The following is a 21,900-nucleotide window of genomic DNA, read 5'->3' on the forward strand; positions in this document are numbered from 1 at the left end:
GCCTGTGGCGGTACGGAGGATCAGGCGTTCGGGTCCGTCACCGTGGCGGTGGCGGTCATGACCCGGTCGAAGCCGACCTCACGCCGCGGACCGGTCATCGTGACCTGCAGGGTCTTGCGGATGTCCGCGCTGGAGGCGCCGACCCGCAGCTCCACCTGGCCGGGGTCGACCTGGCGCACGCCGGCCACGCCGGTGTACGAGGTCTGGTCGGCGTGCAGGGTGATGGTGACCTCACGGGTGGCGCCCGCCGGCAGCTCCACCCGCTGGGCGGCGACGAGCGCCTGCACCGGCCGCGCCACCTCGGCCACCGGGTCGTGCAGGTAGATCTGGACCACCTCGGAGACCGGGACGTCGGCCTCGTTGCGCAGCACCACCCGCACGTCGTACGTGCCGTCGGTCGCCCACTCGCCGGTCGGGCCGCCGGAGACCTCCACCCAGGTGGCGGGGTGGTACGACAGGCCGTGGCCGAACGGGAACAGCGGGGAGGGGTCGCTCGAGCTCACCTGGCTGCGCTGCCCCAGCGGCGCCGCGAGGTACGTCGACGGCTGCACCGGGCACTTGCCGGGGAACGAGACGGGCAGGCGGCCGGAGAAGTCGACCCGGCCCGCGAGCAGGTCGGCGAGCGCGGCCGCGCCCTCCTCGCCGGGGTAGAAGGCGCACACGGCGGCGGCGAGCCGGTCGATCTGCCGCGCCAGCTCGTACGGCCGGCCGGACATGAGCACGAGCACCACGGGCGTGCCGGTGGCGAGCACGGCCTCCAGCAGCTCCTCCTGGCGCCCGGGCAGGCGCAGGTCGGCGACGTCGCAGCCCTCGCCCGAGGTGCCGCGGCCGAACAGCCCGGCCTCGTCCCCGAGCACGGCGAGGCAGACGTCGGCATCGGCGGCCGCCCGGGCCGCGGCCGCGATGCCCTCGTCGTCCCCGCCGACCACCGGGACGCCCTGCTCGTACCGAACGTCGTAGCCGTTGGGGTCGGCGCGCAGCGCGTCGACCACGGTGGGCACCTCGATGCCGAGCTCCACCTCGGGGTGGTGCACGCCCACGTGCAGCGGGAACGAGTAGCAGCCCATCATCGCGTTCGGGGTGTGCGCGCGCGGGCCGACCACGGCGATCCGCTGCCCGGGCCGCAGCGGCAGGCCGCCGTTGTTCGCGAGCAGCACGATGCCGCGGCGGGCGATCTCACCCGCGATCGCGCGCGCCTCGGCGTCGTCGAGCGCGATGTCCTCGAAGTTCTCGTCCGCCTTGGCGGCCTCGGCGGCCTCCCGCAGTACCGCGGGCTCGGGGTCCCAGTCGGCGTCGAGCAGGCCGAGCCGGCACTTCTGCAGCAGCACCCGGCGCAGCGCGCGGTCGATGAGGGCGATGTCGATCTCGCCCGCCTGCACGGCCTGCACGAGGTCCTTGCCGAAGCAGTTGACGGTGGGCAGCTCGACGTCGATGCCCGCCTCGAGGGCGAGCCGCGCCGCCTCGGTGGGCGAGCCCGCGACGTTGTGCAGCGTCTGCAGGAACGGGATGGAGAAGTAGTCGGCGACGACCGTGCCGGTGAAGCCGTAGGTGTCGCGCAGCAGCTCGGTGAGGAGCCGGCGGTCGGCGGCGACGGGAACGCCGTCGATGTCGGCGTAGGAGTTCATCACCGAGTCCGCCCCGGCGCGCAGCGCCATCTCGAACGGCGGCAGCAGGATGTCGGCGAGCTCCCGGGGCCCGGCCGAGACGGGGGCGAGGTTGCGCCCGGCGCGCGAGGCAGAGTAGCCGACGAAGTGCTTGAGCGTGGCGATCACGCCCGCCGACTGCACGCCGCGCACGTACGCGCTGCCGATCAGGCCGACGAGCAGCGGGTCCTCACCGATCGTCTCCTCGACCCGGCCCCAGCGCAGGTCGCGGGCGACGTCGAGCACGGGGGCGAGGCCCTGGTGCACGCCGAGGCGGCGCATGGTCGAGCCGATCTTCGCGCCCATACGCTCGATGAGGTCGGGGTCGAAGGTGGCGCCCCAGACCAGCGGGTTGGGGAAGACCGGGGCCTTCCAGGCGGCGAGCCCGGTGAGGATCTCCTCGTGCACCAGGGCGGGGATGCCCCAGCGCCCGGACTCGACGATCGACCGCTGGGCCGCGGCGAGCGATGCCGCGCCCTTCACCACCGAGACGGGCCGGGTGCCGAAGGGTCGGGTGAGCTGCCCGATGCCGTCACGCACCAGCTCTTCCCAGCTCACCGTGAGCACGCCGAACTCGTGCTGGTGGGGGGCCATCTCGCCGTCTTCGTTGTCGATGCCCACCCACACTCCGTAGAGCTGGGCGACCTTTTCGGCCACGCTCATGCGGGACATGAGCGCCTCGACGCGGGCCTCGTCCGGCACGCTCGCGTCCTTCCACACCTCCGGCGACGTGCCGGTTTCTACAGCCATGATGTACTCCGTTCGGTCGGTCCAGCCGTCCGCCGTCGGGCGGGCGGGCGCCGGTGGCGGGCCGGCATCACCGCGCCGCCAATGCCAGCTCCGCCGACGCCGGTACGGCGCGGCGGTGGGCCTTGACCAGCGGGAGCGCACCGGCGGCGCCCGGCGGGGTCTGCGCGGCGGGGACGGCATGCCGTCGGCGCAGGTGCCGGACGCCGACCGGCCAGGTCACGGGCCGGTACGACGGGGCGTATTCGGAATTTGTGATCGTGTGCTGCCCGGCGCCATGCCGACCATCGCCGAGAGCCGGGCCGGGCCGGGGACGGCGGCGGGCGGCCGTGCTCGGCGAGGGTCTCGGACGCACCCGGACGCCTCGGCCGTCGGGACGGACGGTCGACGGCCGCGGAACGGTGACCGGAAGGCCGCGCCCGTGGGCTGGACGGGGCGCGCTCGTCGCGGGCGCCGGTGACGACTCGTGGTACATCGACGCGATGCCGAAGCGGACGCGCGGGCGGCGACGGCCGGGCGGCGATGCGGGGAATGCCGTGACCGCCGCGCGGTGGGCCACCGCGTCACGTGCGGTGACAGGGGGCGGCGGGGCCTGCGGTGACGGCGGACGCCGGGCGGGCCCGCGCGTTTCGCGGACACGACTCAACGGCCCGACCCGCTGGGCCGAGCCGATCGCTCCGGTACCGCCAAGGTGGACGACGCTCACCGCCGGGCCGTGACCTCGCGGGTTGCGGCGACCGCCCTCCGGAGGTCCTGACGAAACGTCCGGCGGTCTTCGTTCGAAAATTTTCGGCATTCTTTTGAAAACTTCAGCATCGCGGGAACACCGTAGAACGGCACGTCGCCGGGCGTCAAGCGGCCAAACCCTCCGGTTGACAGCGATGTCATGCCCGGCACCGGCCGGGCCGCGGATCCGAAACACACTCGCCTCCGCCGCGTGGCTTTTCGCCCGGCTCGCCCTGCGGCGGCGCCGGCCGTCCGCCGGGACGTCACGGTGTGGGGTCAGGGGGCCTTACCCGCATTGCGGAGTGCATCCGGTTTCCGGTGTTCCCCCAGTGGAAGTTTCAGGTATGGACGCCGACGTGCACGAGCCGCCGCCGGATGGCATCGAGGGCTGGGTGATCGGGCTGATGGAGGCCCTGGGCGAGCCCGGCGCCGCCATCGCCGTCGCCTTGGAGAACCTCTTCCCGCCGATCCCCAGCGAGGTGATCCTCCCGCTCGCGGGCTTCGCCGCGAACCGGGGCCACCTCAACCTGTACGCCGCGATCGCCTGGACGACGGCCGGCTCGGTCGCCGGGGCGCTCGTGCTCTACGGCCTGGGCGCGCTGTTCGGCCGCGAGCGCCTGCTCGCCGTGGTCGAGCGCATGCCGTTGCTCGGGGCCGACGACCTGCGCAAGGCCGAGGCGTGGTTCGCCCGGTACGGCCCGGCGAGCGTGTTCTTCGGCCGCATGGTGCCGCTGATCCGCAGCGCCATCTCGGTGCCCGCCGGAATCGAGCGCATGCCGCTGCCCGTCTTCCTGGTCTTCACCACCCTGGGCAGCCTCGTCTGGAACACGCTCTTCGTCCTCGCGGGCTACCTGCTCGGCGCGAACTGGCCCCTCGTGGAGCGGTACGTCGCCCCGCTCTCCACGTTCGTCCTCGTCGCCTGCGCGACGGCGCTCACCGCCTTCGTGGCCGTACGGCTCCGCCGCCTGCGCCGCGAACGACGTGCCAGACGTGCCCGGGAGGAGGCCGAAAGCGGCCCTCGGGCACATGGCTAGCGGACCGCTTTCGTCCGTGCCGGGAGCGTTCGCCGAACGGATGGGCCACGAGACGCCTGCGGTTCCGGCACATGCGGTGCAGGCGTCTTGCCGGTGAGCCCGCCTGACGATCTATGTAGTGGGTCGTCGGCGCAGCAGCTCGCGGAGTTCGGTGACCTCCGGCCACTCCTGCTGCGTCGGCGGCACGGCGCGCAGCACGAGCCGTCCGGTGTGCATGATGTGGTGGCTGCGATAGGCGGGTTCGAGGTCGTCGATGACCTTTGCCGCGTGGCGCGCTCCTTCGGCCGTTCCGCCGTTGACGATCATGCAGAGCGCTTCATGGAGCTGGACGTTCGCCCGATATTGGTAATCGCGGGTGCGGGCCAGCACGTCGTCGCGCGCGATATCCGCTTTCCGCTCGTCGCCCATGGCCGCGTAGACCCAGCTCTTGGCGAAGTGAATTTGGCTGGGTGACCAAAAGCCGAGAGGGTCTGGAGTGACGCCCTTATCCGCGACGTCGAGAAGGGTCTCGATGGTTTTCTGTGCCTGGTCGTGCCGACCGAGCACCGACAGCGCTTTGGCCTCGGTGGTCAGCAGATCAACGGAGGGCCGATCGGGACCCAGAAGTTGTTGTGCCTCCCGGACAAGGCCGAGCACGGATTGCGGTTCGCGCTGGCCGTACAAACCGTGGCCCGCCTCCTCGGCGCGGACGAGGACGCGCAGCTCGAGGTCTCCGGACGCGTCGGCGGCCTGGCGCGCCGTGTGCCACCAGCGCAGTGCCGCGCCGTGGTCGCCGAGGCGGGTGAGCGCGTTCGCCTGCACGCTGGCCAGCGCGGCGGTCACCCGCTCCAGCTCCAGCGTCTCGGCCGGTGAGGAGGCCTCCTTCTGCCGCTTGACCGTGAACAGATCGATGAGGAGATCGGCGGCCACCTGCGCGGGCGGGCGGGTGCGCAGCGCGTACAAATGATCGACGCATGCCCGTTCCCAGTCGGTGATGCTCCGAAAATCATTCGCATAAGACGCGGCGATTGCCTGGCGCACGGATTCACCGGAGATACCGAGCGCGCCGATTCCGGCGCCCACCGCGGCGAGCCGTAAAACCTGGCGGCGTTCCGTGGCGGCCTCCTTTCCCCCGGAGCCTTCCTTGACCAGGGTACGCAGCCGCTCCACCTCCATCGCAAGAGCGTGGAGGGCGACAATTCTGCCCCCGGCCCCATAGAAATCGTCGAGCCGCCGTACGTTGTCCGGATGGGGACGGGTGATACCGCGTTCCCATTTCGACAGGTCGCCGTCGTCGCAGTAGACCTGGCGCGCGACCTCGCGCAGGCTGAGGCGGTGGACCTGCTCGCGCTGGTGGCGCAGTTCCGCGCCGAGCAGGTGCCAGGGCGATCGTGCCGGGTCGACGTGCTCGGAGATGAAACGCACCGCTGCCTCCCGTCCGCTGCCGATCACTGGGTGCCGCCACCCCAGATGTGAGGCTCTTTGCGGTTCCGGAGCCTCACCCGATGATGACTCTCCGTAAAGGCATGTTCACGATACTCACTCGATCGGGTCTGCGGGCCGTAAACGACCATCCGTACGCCCTCGGCGTAGCCCCGGCCGGATCGGGTGGATCGGCAGCGCAGTGAGCCGAGGTGCACGTTCCGCGCCACGTGCCCTCACTACCGATAGGGAGAACCGAATGCCCCTGGTGCCCCCGCATGACGCGGAGGATCCGGCCGGCGCGACCTCACCGGCGGGCGGCGGCAGGCGTACGGCCTGCTGGGACCTGCCCGCCGAGCCGTCCATCGTGCGCAAGGCCCGCGAACTGACCCGGACCACACTCCTCGGCTGGGGCCATCCCCGCCTGATCGGCGACGTCGTGCTCATGGTCGACGAGCTCGTCGCGAACGCGGTCACCCACGGACGGCCACCGGTCCGCCTGTCGCTACGCCTCGAACCCCGCCCCGCCCCCGGGCACGCCGTCGTGGTCGGCGAGGTCACGGACGGCGACCCGCGCCTGCCCGAGGTGCGCGAGGCCGATCACCTCGGCGAGGGCGGCCGCGGCCTGTGGATCGTGCGCCACCTCGCCGACGAGTTCGGCGTCCGCCCGACGCCCCAGGGGAAGGCGGTGTGGTTCGCCCTCGCGGTCCACGCCGGGCCGTCCGGCGAGCGGCCGGGCCGCTAGCTGGTTCGGCGATCCGGAGGAGGAACCCCGGCCGGACGCGCCCGGTGTGCGGCGGTACGGCGACGCGCCGCCGTGCCGTACCGGCCGCCGAGGGCGTGCGGTGTGGACCGGCCGGGTCAGCCGGCGGGAAGGCCGTCCGGCGCGGGAAACTGCTGGGCGTCGATCGTGGCCCGCTCGGCCTCGGTGAGGCCCGCGGCCGCGAGGATGGCCTGGACCGCCGCGTTCTTGCCCTGGATGTAGTCGTCGATGGTGGCGGCGGTGCGGGCGGCGCGCTTCTTCGCCTCGGCGTACCGGGCGCGGAGTTCGGGGTCGGCGCGCAGGGTGTCGCGGACGGCGAGGTGGTTGCGGAGCGCCAGGGAGCCGTCGACGACGACGTAGGTGTGGGTCGGGGCGAGGCGTTCGGGCTCCTGGAACGCCCAGCGCTGCGGGATGCCGCGCTCGCCCAGCGGGGTGAAGCCGAGGCCGACCAGCACGTTCGAGGCGGCCTCGACGTGCTCCTCGGCCACCACGATGTCGCAGTCGATGATGGGCTTGGCGGCCAGGCCGGGTACGGCCGTGCTGCCGACGTGCTCGATGGCGATCACGGGGACGCCCGCGGCCCGCATCGCCTCGCCGTACTCCTTGCGCAGTGCCTCGAACCGGGCGGGCCAGGCGGGGTCGTGGTCGACTACCAGGATCACGGGTGGGACCCTATGCGACCCCGGCGGGGACGGGCACCGCCCGTTCGCCGGCGAGCGGAGAGGCCGGTACGTCGTCCGTAGCGTGCCGTGGAAATGTCCCACCACCCGGCGCGGAGTCCTACCCTGGGGGGTACCAGAAAGGGGGTGCCGGGTGGAGATCGACAAGTATGCGTTGGCCGACGTCGTGGTCCGCCTGCGGCGAGCACAGGGGCAGATCGGCGGCATCATCCAGATGATCGAGGACGGACGGGACTGCGCCGAGGTGATCACCCAGCTCGCCGCGGTCTCCCGCGCCCTGGACCGCGCCGGCTTCAAGATCATCGCCACCGGCCTGGAGCAGTGCGTGAAGCGCGAGGACGCAGACCCCCAGCAGGCCGAGGTGGACCTGGCCAGGTTGGAGAAGCTCTTCCTCGCCCTCGCCTGACGGCCCGCCGTACCGACAAAGCCGCCTCCCGCCGCGGCGCGTGCCACGGCGGGAGGCGTACGGCGTCACACCTGGCGGGTGAGGCGGAAGGACGGCCTGCCCTGGGTGCTCACGTCGGCGTCGAGGGTCTTGTCCTCGACGATGCGCGCGGCCTCCGGGGAGAGGAAGACGCGCACGTCCTCGCGCGCGACCACCTCGTCGCCGGCCTGCGGTCCGCTGGTCAGCGACAGCTCGAGCGACCCGGGGTCGCTCTCCACGGCGGCTATGCGCATCCCGGCGTTCTGCGGGAGGTCCTCACCGACCAGAAGGTCGCGAATGGCCTGAACGGCGTCATCGGTCAGCGTCAGCACTACTGACTCCTTCGAGCTTGGTTGCGGGTTGCGGATCTCGGAATCGGTCGCCGTGTTCGGGCGGTCGCCGGTCCCGTGGCGAACGGCGTGATCGTGATGGATCGTGCGGCCCTTCGCCGTCGTTCCTTATTTCTGTGTCCCCCTCCGCGTGCCCCCAGGGCGGCGGGGCAAACACCCTCGCCGGGGCTCCGTACGGCACGGCGTCCGGCCGCGCGGGCCGTTACGAACGGGGCGGCCCGGGCAGATGGCGGTTGACCGAAGCTCGGGGAGACGTCGTGAGCAGGAACATGCCGGAGCCCGATCCGCACTCGCGGTTCGAGGACGAGGGCATCCCGGATCTGCAGAGCGGGACGCCGGAGCAGCAGTGGGCGGTCGACCCGCAGGAGGAGCCGATCCCCGCCGACCGGCCGATCGCCGTCGACGACTTCGGGCTCACGGCCGAGGAGCAGCGCGAGGGGGAGCCGCTCGGGGCGCGGCTCGCCCGCGAGGTGCCGGAGGAGCAGCCGATGTTCGGCCCGGACGAGGTGGGCGGCGGCATGCGGCTGCCGGAGGAGACCGGGGAGGGCGAGGAGGAGCGCAGCCCCTGGTCCGACGAGATCGAGCTTGAGCCCGGCGAGGGCCGCGAGGACGAGTGGCCCGCCCAGCCCGAGGAGCCGTCGGGCGCGGTCTGGGACGAGCCGCGGCGCGCCGGCCGCCTCGTCGCCCCCGACGAAGGGGTGCGCGGCGACGACGAGCCGGACGAGATCGCCGCGGAGGTCGGGCCGGACGCGGGCGGCTTCAGCGCCGAGGAGGCGGCGATGCGGGTGGAGCCGGAGTAGAGCCCTGTCACGGGACGGCCCCGGCGGACGAGCGCCGCCGGGCAGGCCCGCGGCCCGGCCGGATCCGGCCCGTTGTGGCCGGTCACGGCCGCCGCGGGCCGTGCCGTACCTGGGGTTCTCCGCTGTCGCGGCCTGGTCGCGGCGGCGCGGGCTGCGCGGGGCGGCCACTACCCTTCCCTGTGTGGCAATGGACGTGACGGTGGTGGTCCGCTATCGCAAGGCCGTGACGTACGGCGTGCACGCGCTGCTCGCCGCGATGGACACCGCCGGGCTGGACTGCGAGACGCTCCTCGGCGAAACGGTCGAGCAGACCGCGGCGCACATCGCGTCCGCCAAGGCCGACCGGGTGCTCGTGCTGTGGTCGTTCTACTCGCCCGACGCCGAGAAGATGGCCGAGGAGCTCGCCGCGGTCCGCGCGCTCGCCGACGGCGACCACGTGCTGCACATCGCCGGGGGCGTGCACGCGACCGCCGAGCCGCAGCACGTCCTCGACCTCGGCTGGGACCTCGCCGCGATCGGCGAGGGCGAGTCCACGATCATCTCGCTCGTCACCGCGCTGCGCGAGGACACCCCGCTCACCAAGGTGCCCGGGCTGGCCCTGCGCGACTCCGACGGCGTCGCCCTGCGCACCCCGCCCGCCCCGCAGCCGCCGCTCGACACGTTCCCGTCCTTCCCCAACCGGCGCCGCCACTTCGGCCCCATCGAGATCACCCGCGGCTGCCGCTATACGTGTCGCTTTTGTCAGACACCGTTCATGTTCGGCGGGAAATTCCGCCACCGGTCGCCCGCGAGCGTGCGCGAACACGTGCGCTGGATGGCCGAGCACGGGCTGCGCGACGTCCGCTTCATCACGCCCACCTGCCTGTCGTACGGCTCGCCCGGTCCCGACCCGGACCTCGACGCGGTCGAGGAGCTGCTCGCCACGGTCCGCGAGGAGCTGCCCCCGAACGGCCGCATCTTCTTCGGCAGCTTCCCGTCCGAGATCCGCCCCGAGCACGTCACCCCCGAGGCGATGCGGCTGCTCAAGCGCTACGTCGCCAACGACAACGTGATCATCGGTGCGCAGTCCGGCTCCGACCGCCTGCTCACCGCGGCCGGCCGCGGCCACGGCACCCGGCCGGTACGCGACGCGGTGCGCATCGCCGTGGAGCACGGGTTCCGCGTCAACGTCGACTTCATCTTCGGCATGCCCGGCGAGACCGAGGAGGACCTGCAGGCCTCCCTCCGCTTCGCCGCCGAACTGGCCGACCTCGGCGCCCGCATCCACACCCACACCTTCATGCCGCTCCCCGGCACCCCCTGGCGCGACGCCGAGCCCGCCTTCATCCCCCTCCACGCCATGCGCGAACTCGACCGCCTCGCCCAGCGCGGCTCCGCCTACGGCCACTGGCGCCGCCAGGCCGACCACGCCGTCCGCCTCGCCGAAACCGCCAAGGCCTACCCCCGGCGGATACGGCGCCGCCGTACCCAGGGCTGAGCCGTACCGCGAGCCCGCTCCGGCCGGCGACGAGCCCGGATGTCAGCGGAGCCGCTCGCCCAGCTCGATCACCTCCGGACGCTTCGGCCATCTGCGGAGCATCCGCAGATGTAGCCCGCCGAGCCGTGCCAGCAGCCGGTGCCGCACCCGTCCGGTGCGCGATCGCCGCCGCCTGCCCGGCCGCGTCACACGCCTGTCCGGCCTCGCCCGCCTGGAACAGGGCGAACGCGAGGTGATAGAGGTACTCGGCCGCCCACGCCGACTCCCGTGCGTCCCCAAGCCCGGCGAGCCCGGCGGACAGGTGGCGGATCGCCTCGGCGTTGAGCCGCTCGTCGTCGCGGCCGAGCAGCCGGTACACCCATCCGCGCTCGAGCAGGTAGAACGGCGCGGAGTAGTAGTAGATCCACGGCGGCGTGTCATCCCGATGGTCCTCGACCGCGGCGGCGAGTTCGGCGGCCTCGGCGAGCAGGCGCTCGGCCATCGGGTCGCCGATCACCGCGAGGGCGCGCGCCTCCTGGTGGGCGTCGTACGCGCGCTGCCCGATCCACACCGCCGGAGACCGGCGGGCCGCGCGGGAAAGGCCGGCGGCCGGACCCATCCGGCCGAGCAGGAACGCGAGGTGGCCCTTGAAGCTGAGCACGGTGGCCGCCATCGTCGGGTTCCCGGACTCGGCGGCCCACTCTGCGGCCCGGTCGAACCACCGCCGCGCCTGCTCGGCGTCACCGGTGCTGGTGTGCAGCCACCCGAGGAACTCCGCCCACTGGGAGGCGACGTCGACGAGCGGGAGCCGTACCGGGCCGCGGGCGTCGACGACAAGGCCCTCGATGGTGCCGAGCTGGGCGGCGACCGGTGCGAGCAGCGGACCGGACCCGATGGCGTCCTCCGCCCGGCGCTGCGCGGCGAGGATCTTCGCGAGCGCGTCCACCACCGCCCCATCGAGGCGGGAAGGACGGCGTACGGCGAGCATGAGGCGTTCCTCGTCGTCCGGAGTGAGCCCGCCGTCGGACGCGTCGTCCGGCACTCTCCACCGGCCGTCGGGCGGGACGAGGGCGACCGGCTCTCCGTCCGCCCCCAAGGCCGCGTCGACGCGCTCGGCCAGGTGAGGGGTGGCGCGTTTCCGCCCATTGAGGACCTTGGACAGATACCCGGGGTCGTAATTGATCTGCTGTGCGAGCCGACGCAGGGAGATCCCACGCTCACGCATGAGGGCACGCGCACGCTTGCCGAAGGTCTCCATCCACCTGCCCTGCCTGACGCGGGTGTTGCCCTCCGACCGTTGCCGATGAGAGGCCAACGGTCAACGGCTCCACCGTAGCCCACGACGTAGCTGCCTGCAGTCAATCGATTACGAACGCGGAATCGGTTCTCCGGCGACGACCGCCCGGCGCGCGCACCACCGGCCGAAGCCTCGACCTTCCGCCTGCACCGCCCTCGTGTTTCGACCGCCGCCGATAGGCGGCCGGCGGTCAAAGCGGGAAAGTTTCATCGGCCCGGCCAATCCACGCCATCGAATTCGCACATGTGGCCGAATGCAACCGGCGATGCGTAGGGCTTCATCCCGGCCACGGCTTCGATGCCCCTTACGGGCGTTGGATCTGCGTGACGTCGGGCCGTCACCGCCTGATCCCGGATCGTGCCCTTTGTTGAGGCTACGGCCATTGCTGAAACTTTAGGAGATCTCCCCCGAATGGGGGTACCAAGATCTGTGGTGGGTCGGCTGGATGAGCAAGATCACTTTCGCGTAAAGGTCATTGCCCGGGTTGATCGCAATGCTTAGACTCAAGATTAAAGATCTTGATCAATGGTGCCAACCATGTCGAACGACTTCAGATGGTGCTCTTGGAGCTGTCGGGCAAAAAACCGATCGTCGCCGTATAAGTCGTTACAAATAAGTCGGTGTGGCACAACCTTATATCGGACGAACATTGTCCTTGCAGGCCATTATGTGTACGGTTGAATTGTAAGGTCAGGCGAACGCGAGGATTTCGTATGGACACACCCCGCGCTTGGGAGGCGAACGCCTCGGCATCCTTCTTACAGCGGCTGGGTAAGTCACCCGAGGAGCTTGGTGTCACGGGAGGCCGTGACGGCTGTCCCGACATCTGGGAACTGGACAACGGCGACATCGCCGTAATCGGTCGCGACCTCACCGAGGCCTACCGATCCCGGCTGCCCTCCGGCGTGCACATCGCCGCCGACGAGAGGCTCGTGGTCATGCCGCGCCAGACGATCGTAGCGGCCAAGAGGGATATTCCCGATGCCTAAGTCACCGGCGCTCGACAGGTCCCTGGGGTCACGCCTGTCGCTCGACGCCTATCGCCGGGAGTTCCGGACGCGGCAATGGGAGATCCGCGGCCAGGAGTCGTGGAAACTCGAGCGACAGCAGCATTTCAAGGAGCCGGGTTTTCCCAGTTGGGAGGCGTTCAACCGAGGCGATTGGAGTGAGGCGCTCACTCTGATCGAGGCGGAACGCGACTATCTCTACGAGTTCTCCGCACAAGCCGCGCGTCTGGGGATCGACCTTTACCGCGTGCGTGTGGTGGAGGAGCCACTCGATCCCTACCTCCAATGGGAGCTCCATCTCCTTCGCCTACGTGAAGAATGCGGAGAGCTCATCAGAGTCGTGGGTCCGGAGGACGTCGCGCCGTACGAAAGCGCCGGACGCCTGCCGGAAGTGGTCACGCTGGGCGACTCCCTCCTTTACGAGGTGCTCTACGACGATGACGGCGTTCTTGACGGCGCCATCAGATACTCCGACCGTGAAACCGTGAACCGCTGGACCTCGTTCATACGTGATCTCTATGCAAAGGGCGAGGAGCTGCATCTGTACTTCGACCGCAAGATCGCAGCCCTGACCCCGCCGGTCTGAGGAATGCGGTCACGGAGGAGACCAGGAGGTGCGGACAGACGAACGATCCCAGGAAGAACCGGATCGGTCACTTAGCCCGATGACCCGTTCCGAGATGTCGGGATCGGCGAGCAACGTGGTGCAGGCGGGCACGATCGATGGCGGTATTCACTTTCACCATGCCGGCCCCGCCGTACCGCCGACGCCGCGGCAGCTCCCCGGCGGCGTACGAGGTTTCGTCGACCGGTTATCCGAGTCCCGGCGTCTGGATGCGGTGCTGTTTTCCAACACCGCCACGGACCCGCCTTCGGTGTCGCTGGCGGTGATCGCGGGCACCGCGGGTGTGGGCAAGACGACCTTCGCCCTGCACTGGGCGCATCAGGTAAAGGATTGCTTTCCTGACGGGCAGCTCTATGTGAACCTTCGGGGCTACGACCCGGGGGAGCCGGTGAGCCCGCAGCAGGCCCTTGGACGATTTCTCGTCGCGCTCGGTGTCTCCCCGCAGGCGATCCCGACCGATGTCGACGCGGCCGCCGCGCTGTACCGGTCACTGCTCGCTGGACGGCGCATGCTCATCGTGCTGGACAACGCGGCGACCGCTGCGCAGGTCAGGCCACTGCTGCCGGGAGCGCCGGGCTGCCTCGTCCTGGTGACCAGTCGAAGCCGCCTCTCCAGCCTCGTGGTCCGCGAGGGCGCACACCGGGTCACCTTGGGCGTGCTGCAGGAGGACGACGCCGTCGAGCTGCTCCGTGTGGTCACCGCCGGTTATCGCTCCCAGGACGATCCGGCGAAGCTGGCCGAGCTCGCGCGGCTGTGCGCCCGGCTACCGCTCGCCCTGCGCATAGCCGCCGAGCGGGCCGCCAGCCGGCCGTGGATGCAGCTCGACGAACTCATCGCCGACCTGCGCAGCGAGTCGGGGCGCTGGGACGCGCTCACCGCCGAGGAGAGCGAAGGGGAGGCGGTGCGAACCGTGTTCGCCTGGTCCTACCGCGCGCTCCCGGCGGACACCGCGCGCCTGTTCCGGCTACTGGGTTTGCATCCCGGAGCGGAATTCGGCGCTCCCGTCGTCGCCGCCATGGTCGGCACGAGCGTGACCTCGGCCCGACACAAATTGGACACATTGGTCGGAGCGCATCTGTTGGAAAATCACTCGTCTGGCCGTTATCAGTTCCACGATTTGCTACGCAGTTACGCCACGGATCAGGCCAACCTCGAGGAGACTGCGGAGGACCGTCGCGCCCATCTGCGCCGGGCACTGGAGTGGTATCTGCGGACGATGGACGCCGCGCAAGGTTTCCTCAATCCGGGCGAGGCCCATGTTCCGCTTGATCCACCGGAACCAGGGTTGGAGCCGCTGCGGTTCGACACCTACCGGGATGCGCTGGAGTGGTACGAGACCGAGCGGCCGAACCTCGTCGCCGCAACGCGGGCTGCCGCGGCGAACGGAATGCCCGACATCGCATGGAAGCTCGCGGTCGCGCTGCGTGCGGCCTACATGCGCTTCAATCCCTTCGACGACTGGATCACCACGTCAACGATCGGCTTGGACGCCGCGAGGCGGCTGGGCGACCGGGAGGCCGAAGCCGAGTTATTGGAAAGCCTGGGCATGGCCTACACCCAGTCGCACCGGCTGGCGAAAGGGCTCGAATACCACACCGCGGCCCTCGAGCTGCGCCGTGAGCTGGGCAACCGCATGGCCGAAGGGCTGTCCCTGAACGCCATCGGGCTTATCCACCTCAGAAGCCGCGATCTGGTGCAGGCGGGCGCCATGTTCGAGAGCGGCATGGCGATCTTCCGAGACCTCGATGAGCCCTTCTGGGCGGCGGTGACCGCCGCCAACCTCGCCGAGGTGCGCGCCGAACTCGGCATGCCGGACGAGGCCGAGCCCTTGGTACGGCAGGCGCTGGATCTGTTCGTCGCACGCGGCGACCGGGGTGGGGAGGGGAACGCGTTACGCATCCTCTCGCTGATCGCTCGGCAACGCGGCGAACTCGAGAGGGCGCAGGAGCATATCGACCGGGCCGTCGCCATCGCACGGGAACATCAGAACGCCGTCTGGGAGGGTTACTGGCTGCTCGAACTCGGCATGGTGCACCTTGCACGCGGCAACGCGCCGGACGCCCTTGTAGCTCTCCGGCGTTCCGCCCAGCTGCACCGAGAACTCGGAGACCGGGCACGTGAGGCGCAGGCGTGGAACGCGACCGGCCGTGCCTACCGCGAGATGGGACGGCCGGAGGAGGCGATCGAATTTCATCGGCGTGCCGCGGCCGTGCACAACGAGCTGGGCGACCAATGGCGGCTCGGGGTGGCGTTGGGGGATCTCGCCATCGCCCAGCACCTCGCGGGCGAGGTGGATGCGGCCGTGGAAAACGGGCGTCGCGCCTTGGAGATACTCGCCTCCTACGAGGATCCGCAGACGCGATCCGTTCGCTCCCGGGTGGCGGAGCTGCTCGGGGAGGCGTCATAGCCACGGCATGGGCCCGGGGGATGGGTGTGGGCTGTGCGGTACGGCCGTGCCGGGGTCACGTGGACGCGCCGAGGCGGGTCGGGGGTTGGTCGTGGGCTGCGCCGGCGGGTGGGGCAGGGGTGGGGCAGGTCAGGCGGGCCCAGACGATCTTGCCGCCGGTCGGGGGCCAGCGGACGCCCCAGGCGCGGCTCAGGGACTCGACGAGCCAGAGGCCGCGGCCGCCCTCGTCGAAGAGGTCGACGTCTCGTCGCTTGGGGATCTCGTAGCGGGGGTCCCAGACCTCGACGACGAGTTCGCCGTCGTCGAGGAACAGGCAGAGGCACACGTGATCGGGGCGGTCGGATGGCTCCGGGGCGTCGCCGTCGCAGGGCAGTAAGGTTGTCGCCTTTATCGCGTTGGTGAGTATTTCGCTGACGACCACTTCGGCGTCGTCCACGACGGCCGGCACTTCCCATTTCTGCATGAGGGTGCGCGTATGGACACGCGCGGTCGCGACCGATGACGTCATCGCCGGGAGGGCGACACAGCTCACGAATTGACCGTTGACGTCCCCACCGAACCCGTTCACGAGATCTCCTACCTGAGACGCCGGGCCGCAACCGGGCCCGGCAACCCGCTGCTCGCGGTCATGCGGCCACTATGGGGTGATCGCCTCTTTTGGTGGCCCGCTAACCTCGGATCTGGGCCTGCGGATACGAAATTTGGGTAAGTTATCCATACGTCTCAGGAATTGGCGCGCAGGATGAAATGCGGTTTCCGGCCGCCGCCGGCAATATACGCGCCAGTGGCGCGGATGTTCGGCGTACAGGGCAGGGCATTGTTTTTCAGCGGAAGGTCAGCCGCGGTTGAGCCGTGGGTCCGGATGACGAGACAGGCGGTCCACGAAGGTCAAGACTTGGCTTTCATGACGATGCCGCCGGCGCTCGTCGAGCCACCGGCGGAGCGGCCGCGGGGATCGGCGGCACCGGCTTGTGCCGGGGAAGGCTCCGGCTTGTCTCGGGGAAGACGTGTCGTTTGGGCGAAGGACGCGGTCGGCCGCTCATCGTGACGTGAAGGTCATGCCGATCTCGACGTGGTCGGCCGGACGACGCTGGGCGGCTCGGGGCGCCGGTCGGCTTCGTTGGGTTACCGAGGCGACGCCGCCGCGTCGTACCTCTCCAGGACCTGGCGGCAGAAGTGGGCGAGGTTCGGCCGCAACGCCTCGTCGGGCGTGAAGGCCGCCAGTTCCTCTCCCTCGGTCAAGGTCGGCTGCTCGGGCGTCAGCGGCGTGTGCACCTCGAAGAGCGTCAGCAGTCGGCCGTCGCCGCAGGTGTCCACGAGCCGCCAAAGCGGGCGGGCATCGAACTCGACCAGTCCGAGCTCCTCCTCGAGCTCGCGTATGAGCGCCTCGGCGGGGGACCCGCCGTCTTCGATCGCGCCGCCGAACAGCGACCAACGGCCTGGATTCGGAATGCCGGGCTTGTCGTCCCGGAGATGGAGCACGATGCCGGAAGGGCTGATGACCAGGGCCACGGCACCCTCGGCGGTCGCCGCGCGGGCGGCTTCCTCATGTTCCGGCCCAAGGAAGGGCGGCGGGACAAGGTCCTGCACGGCGTCCTCCGGTCGAAGATCGGCCGAGGGTGTGGCGGTTCGGCTCGGCTGCGCGCCAGGCCGTGGCCTCGCGAGCAAATCGATCATCGGCGATAGAACGTCTGGCGCATGTGGCCCGCGCCGTCGGAAGAATGTGAGCTTCTGTCCCGGTATCGCCGCGTTGTATCTCGGGCCGCGAACCCGGGACGTATGGCCGATGACAGGTGAGTACGGCCCCACCATGTGCCGGGCGGAGGAGTGCGCTGATCGGCCGGGCAGGCCGTCCCGGCGGCGGGTCCCCGGCACGCGGAGGTCCGGCCGAGGACACGGAAGGCCGCCCCCACGCGGGGACGGCCTTCCGGGTGGATCTAAGTGACGATCAGCCGGTCTCCATGGGGAGGGACGGGTCGGACGTCCAGTCGTTCAGGGAGCCGTCGTAGACGGCCACGTCGGTACGGCCGAGCCGGGCGAGGTCGAAGGCGACGAAGGTGGCGGCGATGCCTCCGCCGCAGTAGGTGATGACGCGCTTGCCCTCGTCGAGGGTGCCCTTCTCGGCGAACAGGTCGCGGACCTCGTCGGTGCCGCGGATGCGGCCGCTCTCGTCGGCCAGGTCGAGGAACGGGATGTTGACGCTCGACGGGATGCGGCCCCGGCGCGGGTAGGCGTTCGACTCGCCGCGGAAGGTGGCGGGGTCGAGCGCGTTCACCAGGACGACGTTCTCGTCGTTGATCGCCTTGGCGACGGTGTCACGGTCTGCGAGCAGCTCGGGACGCCGCCGGGCGACGAACGTGGCCGCGGGGCGGGTCTCCACGCCGCTGCGGGTGGGGTAGCCGGCCGCCTTCCAGGCGGGCAGGCCGCCGTTGAGGACCGACACCGCGTCGAAGCCCTCCAGGCGGAGGTTCCACCACAGCCGGGTCGCCCACATGTTGGCGCCCTGGTCGTACACGACGACGTGCACGTCCGGGCCGACGCCGAGCGCGCCGATCCGGGCGGCGAAGGTCTCGCTGTCGAGCACGGTCATCGGCACGGCCGCGTTCGGGTCGGAGAAGTCGTTGAGCAGGTCGGCGAAGACCGCGCCGGGGATGTGCTCCTGCTCGTACGTGGCGCGACCCGAGGTGAGCCTGTGGTCCGTGCCCTCCGGGTCCATGTGCAGGAACGTGGTGGCGTCGATGATCACAAGCCGCGGATCGTCGAGCCGGGCGTGCAGCTCCTCGGGCTCGACCAGGAGCGAGGGTACGGTCAATTTCCCACTTCTTTCTGGAACGAACGGTGGTCGGGCGGCCGATCACGGGACGTGCTCGGCCCAGCTGGTGCGTGGACGCTAAGGCTGTACCCAGCTAAAACTGTATAACCTACCAATTTGGTGGATATATCGCAGGGGGTGAAAAGCCGCCTACGCCCTGATCGTATGTGGTGACCTGGACGGCGGGTATGCGAGCCTCCGATCCCGGTCGAGGCGACGCGGCCCCGCGCCGGGGCCGCCGGGCGGCGGTCTGCCGGGTCCGAGGTGATCTGTGACCATCCGCGGGCCGGTGCCGTCTTCTGGGGCGTGTACGTTTCACCTCGCACGCGGAGGCGATCATCCGCACCGGCATCGAAGAGCTGTACCGGGACCACTGGCCCCTGGTGTGCGGTTACCCGCTGCGCCGTACCCGAGACCCCCACCTCGCCGAGGATCTCGCGCAGGAGACCTTCGTCAAGGCCACCCGTGCGCTGCTCGGCCGGTGCGGCGGGTCACCGGCCGCCTGGCTGCTCAGTCGCGCGGTCCTCGCCAGGCTGTCCGAGGCCATGAACGCGCTCGTCGTCGTGGAGTTCGCCACCCCGCTCGACGCCTCCCGGCTCGCCGATTTCGCGCGCCGGTACGGCTCGTGCCCGGAGCTCGTGGTCTACGAGAGGCGGCCCCGCGCGACCCCCATCACCTGGGGCGGCCACATGACGCCGAGCACCTCCGAGCCGCGGAGCGGCGCCTGCCACGGGCTCGTGCCGCACGAGCTGGAGAACTTCCGGCGCTGGACGGCGTCCCTGCGCGAGCACGACGACGCCAACCTGCGCCGGTTCGGCCTCGACCTGAGCAGGCTGCGCGCCGCCGCAACCGCGGGCCGGGCGTACGGGTACGTGGACCGGACCGTCTCGGTCGCCCGGGCGCGGAAGATGCTCGACGATCCGTCGGCCGCGACCGTCCGGGTCGTGGACGTCGCCTTCGATCTGGAGCTCTGAGCGGCGGCCGCGCCCGAGCACGCCGCCCGGGAACGGCAACGAGGGCCCCGCCATTGGTTGTCGCGAGGCCCTCGACGCGTGTGCACCGGTGTGCGTGTCGCCTCGCGGCGAAGGCTCAACGCGGCTCCAGCCGAACGGTATTCCGCGAAGGCAAATGGGTGAGGCCCGGGGACACTGGGCACACCGGCCACGATGTAGAGAACCAACGACGGCGGCCCGATGTTCCCGAGCCGCCATGAATTTTTTGGGCCGCCCGGTACGGCAGGGCCGTCCGGGCCGTGGGCGGCAGGTTTGCGGGCCGTACCGGGGATAGGGGGAGGGCGCCGAGCCGAGCGCCGGGAGCCGGCGCCGAAAGGAGCCCGAGATGCCCGCGAGGGAAGAGTTGCCGTCCACGCTGCGACGGTCGCCGAAGAAGGCCCAGGACACCTGGATCAAGGCGCACGACTCCGCCGTGGAGACCTACGGCGAGGGGCAGCGCGCCCACCGCACCGCGTTCGCCGCGCTCAAGCACTCGTTCGAGAAGGTGGGCGACCACTGGGAGCCCAAGGCCGCGAAGGGCCCGTCCGACGCCCAGGCGCGCCGGGGCACGCCGCGCCAGGGCAGGACGGCCGAGGGCGTGAACGCGAACGCCACCAAGGAGCACCTCTACAAGACCGCCGCCCGCCTCGGCGTGAAGGGCCGCTCGAGGATGACGAAGGGCGAGCTCGTCGAGGCGATCAAGAAGGCGAACCGCCGGGCCACCGCCAAGGCCCGCTGAGCCCCGCCCGACGCGCGGCGGTCGCGACCGGGGCGAACCACGTGCCGCCCACCGGTGGCTCACTGACGGCCCCGGCCGTACGGCGCGACGCGGTCAGCGGGCCGCCAGGGCGTACAGGTCGTGGACCGCCCGGCGGATCGCACCGCGGTCGATGCCGGCGTCCTCGAGCTGCTCGCGGCTCGTGGCCGAGCCGGGCATCGCCCGTACGGCGAGCCTGACCACCTTGGCGTCGGTCTCCGCGAGGGCCTCGAGCACGGCGTCGCCGAGGCCGCCCTCGGGCCAGTGGTCCTCCACGGTGAGGACGCGGCCGGTGTGCTCGGCGGCGGTGCGGATCGTGGCCGCGTCGATCGGCTTGACCGAGTACGCGTCGATCACCCCGGCGGCGATGCCGTCCGCGGCCAGGGCGTCGGCCGCGGCGAGCGCCTCGTGCACGGTGATCCCGGCGGCGACGATCGTCACCGCGTCCCGGCCGGAGCCGCGGAGCACCCGGCTGCCGCCGACCGGGAACCGCGTGCCCGGCGGGTAGATCACCGGCGTGGGGTTGCGGGTGGTCCGCAGGTAGCACACCCCGGAGAGGCCGGCCATCGCGGCGGTGAGCGCCGCGGCCTGGTTGGCGTCGCACGGGTACAGCACCGTGCTGCCGTGGACCGCGCGGAACGCGGCGAGGTCCTCCAGGCCCATCTGGGACGGGCCGTCGGGCCCGATGGAGACGCCCGCGTGTGAGCCGACCAGCCGCAGGTCGGCCCGGCTGACCGCGGCCATCCGCACGAAGTCGTACGCACGCGCCCAGAACGCCGCGAACGTCGCCGCGAACGGGATCCACCCCCGCCGCTGCATGCCGACCGCGGCGGCCGTCATCTGCTGCTCGGCGATGTAGAACTCGAAGAACCGCTCGGGATGGGCGGCGGCGAACGCCTCGGTGCGGGTCGAGTCGGCGACCTCGCCGTCGAGCGCGACCACCTCGCCGCGCGCCGCCCCGAGCGCCGCCAGCGCCGCCCCGAACGCGTCCCGCGTCGCCACCTGGGCGCCGACCTCGTACTCGGGCGGCCGGTACGGCCCGCCGGGGAAGCGGTGCGGCTCCCGCGACGACCGCGGCGGCGCCACGGACACGGTGAGGTGCCGCTCCCCGCCGAGCTCGGCGACCGCCTGCCCGGCGTCCTCGAGCGGCTTGCCGTGGAAGCCCTCGCGGTCCTCGACCGCCGCCACGCCCCGGCCCTTGCGGGTGCGGGCGAGCACCACGGCCGGCCTGTCGCTCCGCGCGGCCTCCCGGTAGGCGTGGTCGATCGCGTCCAGGTCGTGGCCGTCGATCTCGATCGTGTGCCAGCCGAACGCGCCGAACCGGGCCGCGTACGCGGCGGTGTCCCACCCGTGGCGGGTGGGCCCGCGCTGGCCGAGCCGGTTGACGTCGACGATCGCGGTGAGGTTGCCCAGCCCTTCGTGCCCGGCGTGCTCGGCGGCCTCCCACATCGAGCCCTCGGCGAGCTCGCCGTCGCCGCACAGCACCCACACCCGGTACGGCAGGCGGTCGAGCCGCCGCCCGGTGAGCGCGAGCCCCACCCCGACCGGCAGCCCGAAGCCGAGCGAGCCGGTGGCCACGTCCACCCAGGGCAGCCGCGGCGTGGGATGCCCCTCCAGCCGGCTGTGCCGGGCGCGGAAGGTGAGCAGCTCCTCCTCGCCGATCGCCCCGGCCGCCTTGAGCATCGCGTACAGCAGCGGCGAGGCGTGGCCCTTGGAGAACACCAGGTGGTCGTTGCCGGGATCACCGGGGTCGTGGACGTCGTACCGCAGGTGCCGGGCGAGCAGCACGGCGATCAGGTCGGCGGCCGACAGCGAGGAGGTGGGGTGGCCCGAGCCCGCGGCGGCGGACGCGCGCACCGCGTCCACGCGGAGCTGCGCCGCGAGCTCGCTCGGCCGGTGCGGGTCCTGGACGGCCATGCGCCGTCACTCCTTCGTCAGGTGTGCCCCGGGCGTCACGGCGCGCCCCGGCGGCGACCGGT

Annotated in this window: 18 protein-coding genes and 1 pseudogene; 10 read left to right on the forward strand and 9 right to left on the reverse strand. The window is 71.3% G+C overall.

What is annotated here, in order from left to right:
• Window positions 1-20: 20 nt before the first annotated feature.
• Entirely contained in the window at window positions 21-2,393 is a 2,373-nt protein-coding gene (locus FHX40_RS03650) for a beta-glucosidase family protein (protein WP_142258299.1), read from the reverse strand.
• 1,052 nt (window positions 2,394-3,445) lie between these two features.
• Here FHX40_RS03650 and FHX40_RS03655 point away from each other — a divergent pair.
• Window positions 3,446-4,150 (forward strand): DedA family protein, encoded by a 705-nt coding sequence (locus tag FHX40_RS03655; protein WP_306465717.1) that lies wholly within the window; start codon window positions 3,446-3,448, stop codon window positions 4,148-4,150.
• A 111-nt stretch (window positions 4,151-4,261) separates the two neighbouring features.
• On the opposite strand, the gene FHX40_RS03660 is transcribed toward FHX40_RS03655, so the two are convergent.
• On the reverse strand, window positions 4,262-5,554 hold the full coding sequence (locus FHX40_RS03660; RefSeq protein ID WP_170198693.1) for a helix-turn-helix domain-containing protein: 1,293 nt from the start codon (window positions 5,552-5,554) through the stop codon (window positions 4,262-4,264).
• Window positions 5,555-5,810: 256 nt separating this feature from the next.
• On the opposite strand from FHX40_RS03660, the gene FHX40_RS03665 reads away from it, so the two are divergent.
• Window positions 5,811-6,296: an ATP-binding protein gene (locus FHX40_RS03665; RefSeq protein ID WP_142258301.1), complete on the forward strand. Its 486-nt coding sequence runs from the start codon at window positions 5,811-5,813 to the stop codon at window positions 6,294-6,296.
• A gap of 116 nt (window positions 6,297-6,412) precedes the next feature.
• On the opposite strand, the gene FHX40_RS03670 is transcribed toward FHX40_RS03665, so the two are convergent.
• A complete protein-coding gene (locus tag FHX40_RS03670) occupies window positions 6,413-6,976 on the reverse strand; it encodes a GrpB family protein (protein ID WP_142258302.1) in 564 nt (187 codons plus the stop codon).
• Window positions 6,977-7,127: 151 nt separating this feature from the next.
• Between FHX40_RS03670 and FHX40_RS25655 the strand changes: the two genes are divergently transcribed.
• Window positions 7,128-7,400 (forward strand): metal-sensitive transcriptional regulator, encoded by a 273-nt coding sequence (locus FHX40_RS25655; RefSeq protein WP_189136262.1) that lies wholly within the window; start codon window positions 7,128-7,130, stop codon window positions 7,398-7,400.
• Between the two features lie 65 nt (window positions 7,401-7,465).
• Here the strand turns inward: FHX40_RS25655 and FHX40_RS03680 are convergent, their stop codons facing one another.
• Window positions 7,466-7,750 (reverse strand): hypothetical protein, encoded by a 285-nt coding sequence (locus FHX40_RS03680; protein ID WP_142258304.1) that lies wholly within the window; start codon window positions 7,748-7,750, stop codon window positions 7,466-7,468.
• A gap of 275 nt (window positions 7,751-8,025) precedes the next feature.
• Between FHX40_RS03680 and FHX40_RS03685 the strand changes: the two genes are divergently transcribed.
• Together FHX40_RS03685 and FHX40_RS03690 are read left to right on the forward strand one after the other, a co-directional pair.
• Complete coding sequence (locus tag FHX40_RS03685; protein ID WP_142258305.1) at window positions 8,026-8,568, forward strand: DUF5709 domain-containing protein; 543 nt, start codon at window positions 8,026-8,028, stop codon at window positions 8,566-8,568.
• Between the two features lie 187 nt (window positions 8,569-8,755).
• A complete protein-coding gene (locus FHX40_RS03690) occupies window positions 8,756-10,045 on the forward strand; it encodes a TIGR04013 family B12-binding domain/radical SAM domain-containing protein (protein ID WP_142261520.1) in 1,290 nt (429 codons plus the stop codon).
• Between the two features lie 124 nt (window positions 10,046-10,169).
• Here the strand turns inward: FHX40_RS03690 and FHX40_RS26350 are convergent.
• Window positions 10,170-11,282, reverse strand: a pseudogene (locus tag FHX40_RS26350) (helix-turn-helix domain-containing protein); the annotation flags it as partial.
• A 752-nt stretch (window positions 11,283-12,034) separates the two neighbouring features.
• Between FHX40_RS26350 and FHX40_RS03700 the strand changes: the two are divergent.
• The 3 genes from FHX40_RS03700 to FHX40_RS03710 all read left to right on the forward strand — a co-directional run bounded on the left by FHX40_RS03700 (window position 12,035) and on the right by FHX40_RS03710 (window position 15,360).
• Complete coding sequence (locus FHX40_RS03700; RefSeq protein ID WP_142258307.1) at window positions 12,035-12,310, forward strand: hypothetical protein; 276 nt, start codon at window positions 12,035-12,037, stop codon at window positions 12,308-12,310.
• Entirely contained in the window at window positions 12,303-12,914 is a 612-nt protein-coding gene (locus tag FHX40_RS03705) for a DUF6879 family protein (RefSeq protein WP_142258308.1), read from the forward strand. The genes FHX40_RS03700 and FHX40_RS03705 overlap by 8 nt, the downstream gene beginning before the upstream one ends.
• Window positions 12,915-12,993: 79 nt before the next feature.
• Complete coding sequence (locus FHX40_RS03710) at window positions 12,994-15,360, forward strand: ATP-binding protein (protein WP_142258309.1); 2,367 nt, start codon at window positions 12,994-12,996, stop codon at window positions 15,358-15,360.
• A gap of 55 nt (window positions 15,361-15,415) precedes the next feature.
• Here FHX40_RS03710 and FHX40_RS03715 read toward each other — a convergent pair whose 3' ends face one another.
• From FHX40_RS03715 to FHX40_RS03725, 3 genes are all read right to left on the reverse strand, one after another.
• Window positions 15,416-15,928, reverse strand: a complete 513-nt coding sequence (locus FHX40_RS03715) for an ATP-binding protein (RefSeq protein WP_142258310.1) — start codon at window positions 15,926-15,928, stop codon at window positions 15,416-15,418.
• A 557-nt stretch (window positions 15,929-16,485) separates the two neighbouring features.
• The gene (locus tag FHX40_RS03720; protein WP_170198694.1) at window positions 16,486-17,037 is read right to left on the reverse strand and encodes an NUDIX domain-containing protein; all 552 of its coding nucleotides are present in this window, start codon (window positions 17,035-17,037) and stop codon (window positions 16,486-16,488) included.
• 271 nt (window positions 17,038-17,308) lie between these two features.
• The gene (locus FHX40_RS03725; protein WP_142258312.1) at window positions 17,309-18,172 is read right to left on the reverse strand and encodes a sulfurtransferase; all 864 of its coding nucleotides are present in this window, start codon (window positions 18,170-18,172) and stop codon (window positions 17,309-17,311) included.
• A 359-nt stretch (window positions 18,173-18,531) separates the two neighbouring features.
• Between FHX40_RS03725 and FHX40_RS03730 the strand changes: the two genes are divergently transcribed.
• The gene (locus FHX40_RS03730; protein ID WP_268241052.1) at window positions 18,532-19,146 is read left to right on the forward strand and encodes a sigma factor; all 615 of its coding nucleotides are present in this window, start codon (window positions 18,532-18,534) and stop codon (window positions 19,144-19,146) included.
• Window positions 19,147-19,510: 364 nt separating this feature from the next.
• Window positions 19,511-19,903, forward strand: coding sequence for a ChaB family protein (locus FHX40_RS03735; RefSeq protein ID WP_142258314.1), 393 nt, complete (start codon window positions 19,511-19,513; stop codon window positions 19,901-19,903).
• 93 nt (window positions 19,904-19,996) lie between these two features.
• Here the strand turns inward: FHX40_RS03735 and FHX40_RS03740 are convergent, their stop codons facing one another.
• Complete coding sequence (locus tag FHX40_RS03740; protein ID WP_142258315.1) at window positions 19,997-21,838, reverse strand: transketolase; 1,842 nt, start codon at window positions 21,836-21,838, stop codon at window positions 19,997-19,999.
• Between the last annotated feature and the right edge of the window lie 62 nt (window positions 21,839-21,900).

This window comes from Thermopolyspora flexuosa (assembly GCF_006716785.1).
GTDB lineage: Bacteria > Actinomycetota > Actinomycetes > Streptosporangiales > Streptosporangiaceae > Thermopolyspora > Thermopolyspora flexuosa.

Bases quoted from the DNA above. Each gene is read 5' to 3' on its own strand.
- FHX40_RS03720 (WP_170198694.1), bottom strand. From the start codon at position 17,037: ATGATCGATTTGCTCGCGAGGCCACGGCCTGGCGCGCAGCCGAGCCGA.
- FHX40_RS03710 (WP_142258309.1), top strand. From the start codon at position 12,994: ATGACCCGTTCCGAGATGTCGGGATCGGCGAGCAACGTGGTGCAGGCG.
- FHX40_RS03700 (WP_142258307.1), top strand. From the start codon at position 12,035: ATGGACACACCCCGCGCTTGGGAGGCGAACGCCTCGGCATCCTTCTTA.
- FHX40_RS03650 (WP_142258299.1), bottom strand. From the start codon at position 2,393: ATGGCTGTAGAAACCGGCACGTCGCCGGAGGTGTGGAAGGACGCGAGC.
- FHX40_RS03740 (WP_142258315.1), bottom strand. From the start codon at position 21,838: ATGGCCGTCCAGGACCCGCACCGGCCGAGCGAGCTCGCGGCGCAGCTC.
- FHX40_RS03705 (WP_142258308.1), top strand. From the start codon at position 12,303: ATGCCTAAGTCACCGGCGCTCGACAGGTCCCTGGGGTCACGCCTGTCG.
- FHX40_RS03665 (WP_142258301.1), top strand. From the start codon at position 5,811: ATGCCCCTGGTGCCCCCGCATGACGCGGAGGATCCGGCCGGCGCGACC.
- FHX40_RS03690 (WP_142261520.1), top strand. From the start codon at position 8,756: ATGGACGTGACGGTGGTGGTCCGCTATCGCAAGGCCGTGACGTACGGC.
- FHX40_RS03735 (WP_142258314.1), top strand. From the start codon at position 19,511: ATGCCCGCGAGGGAAGAGTTGCCGTCCACGCTGCGACGGTCGCCGAAG.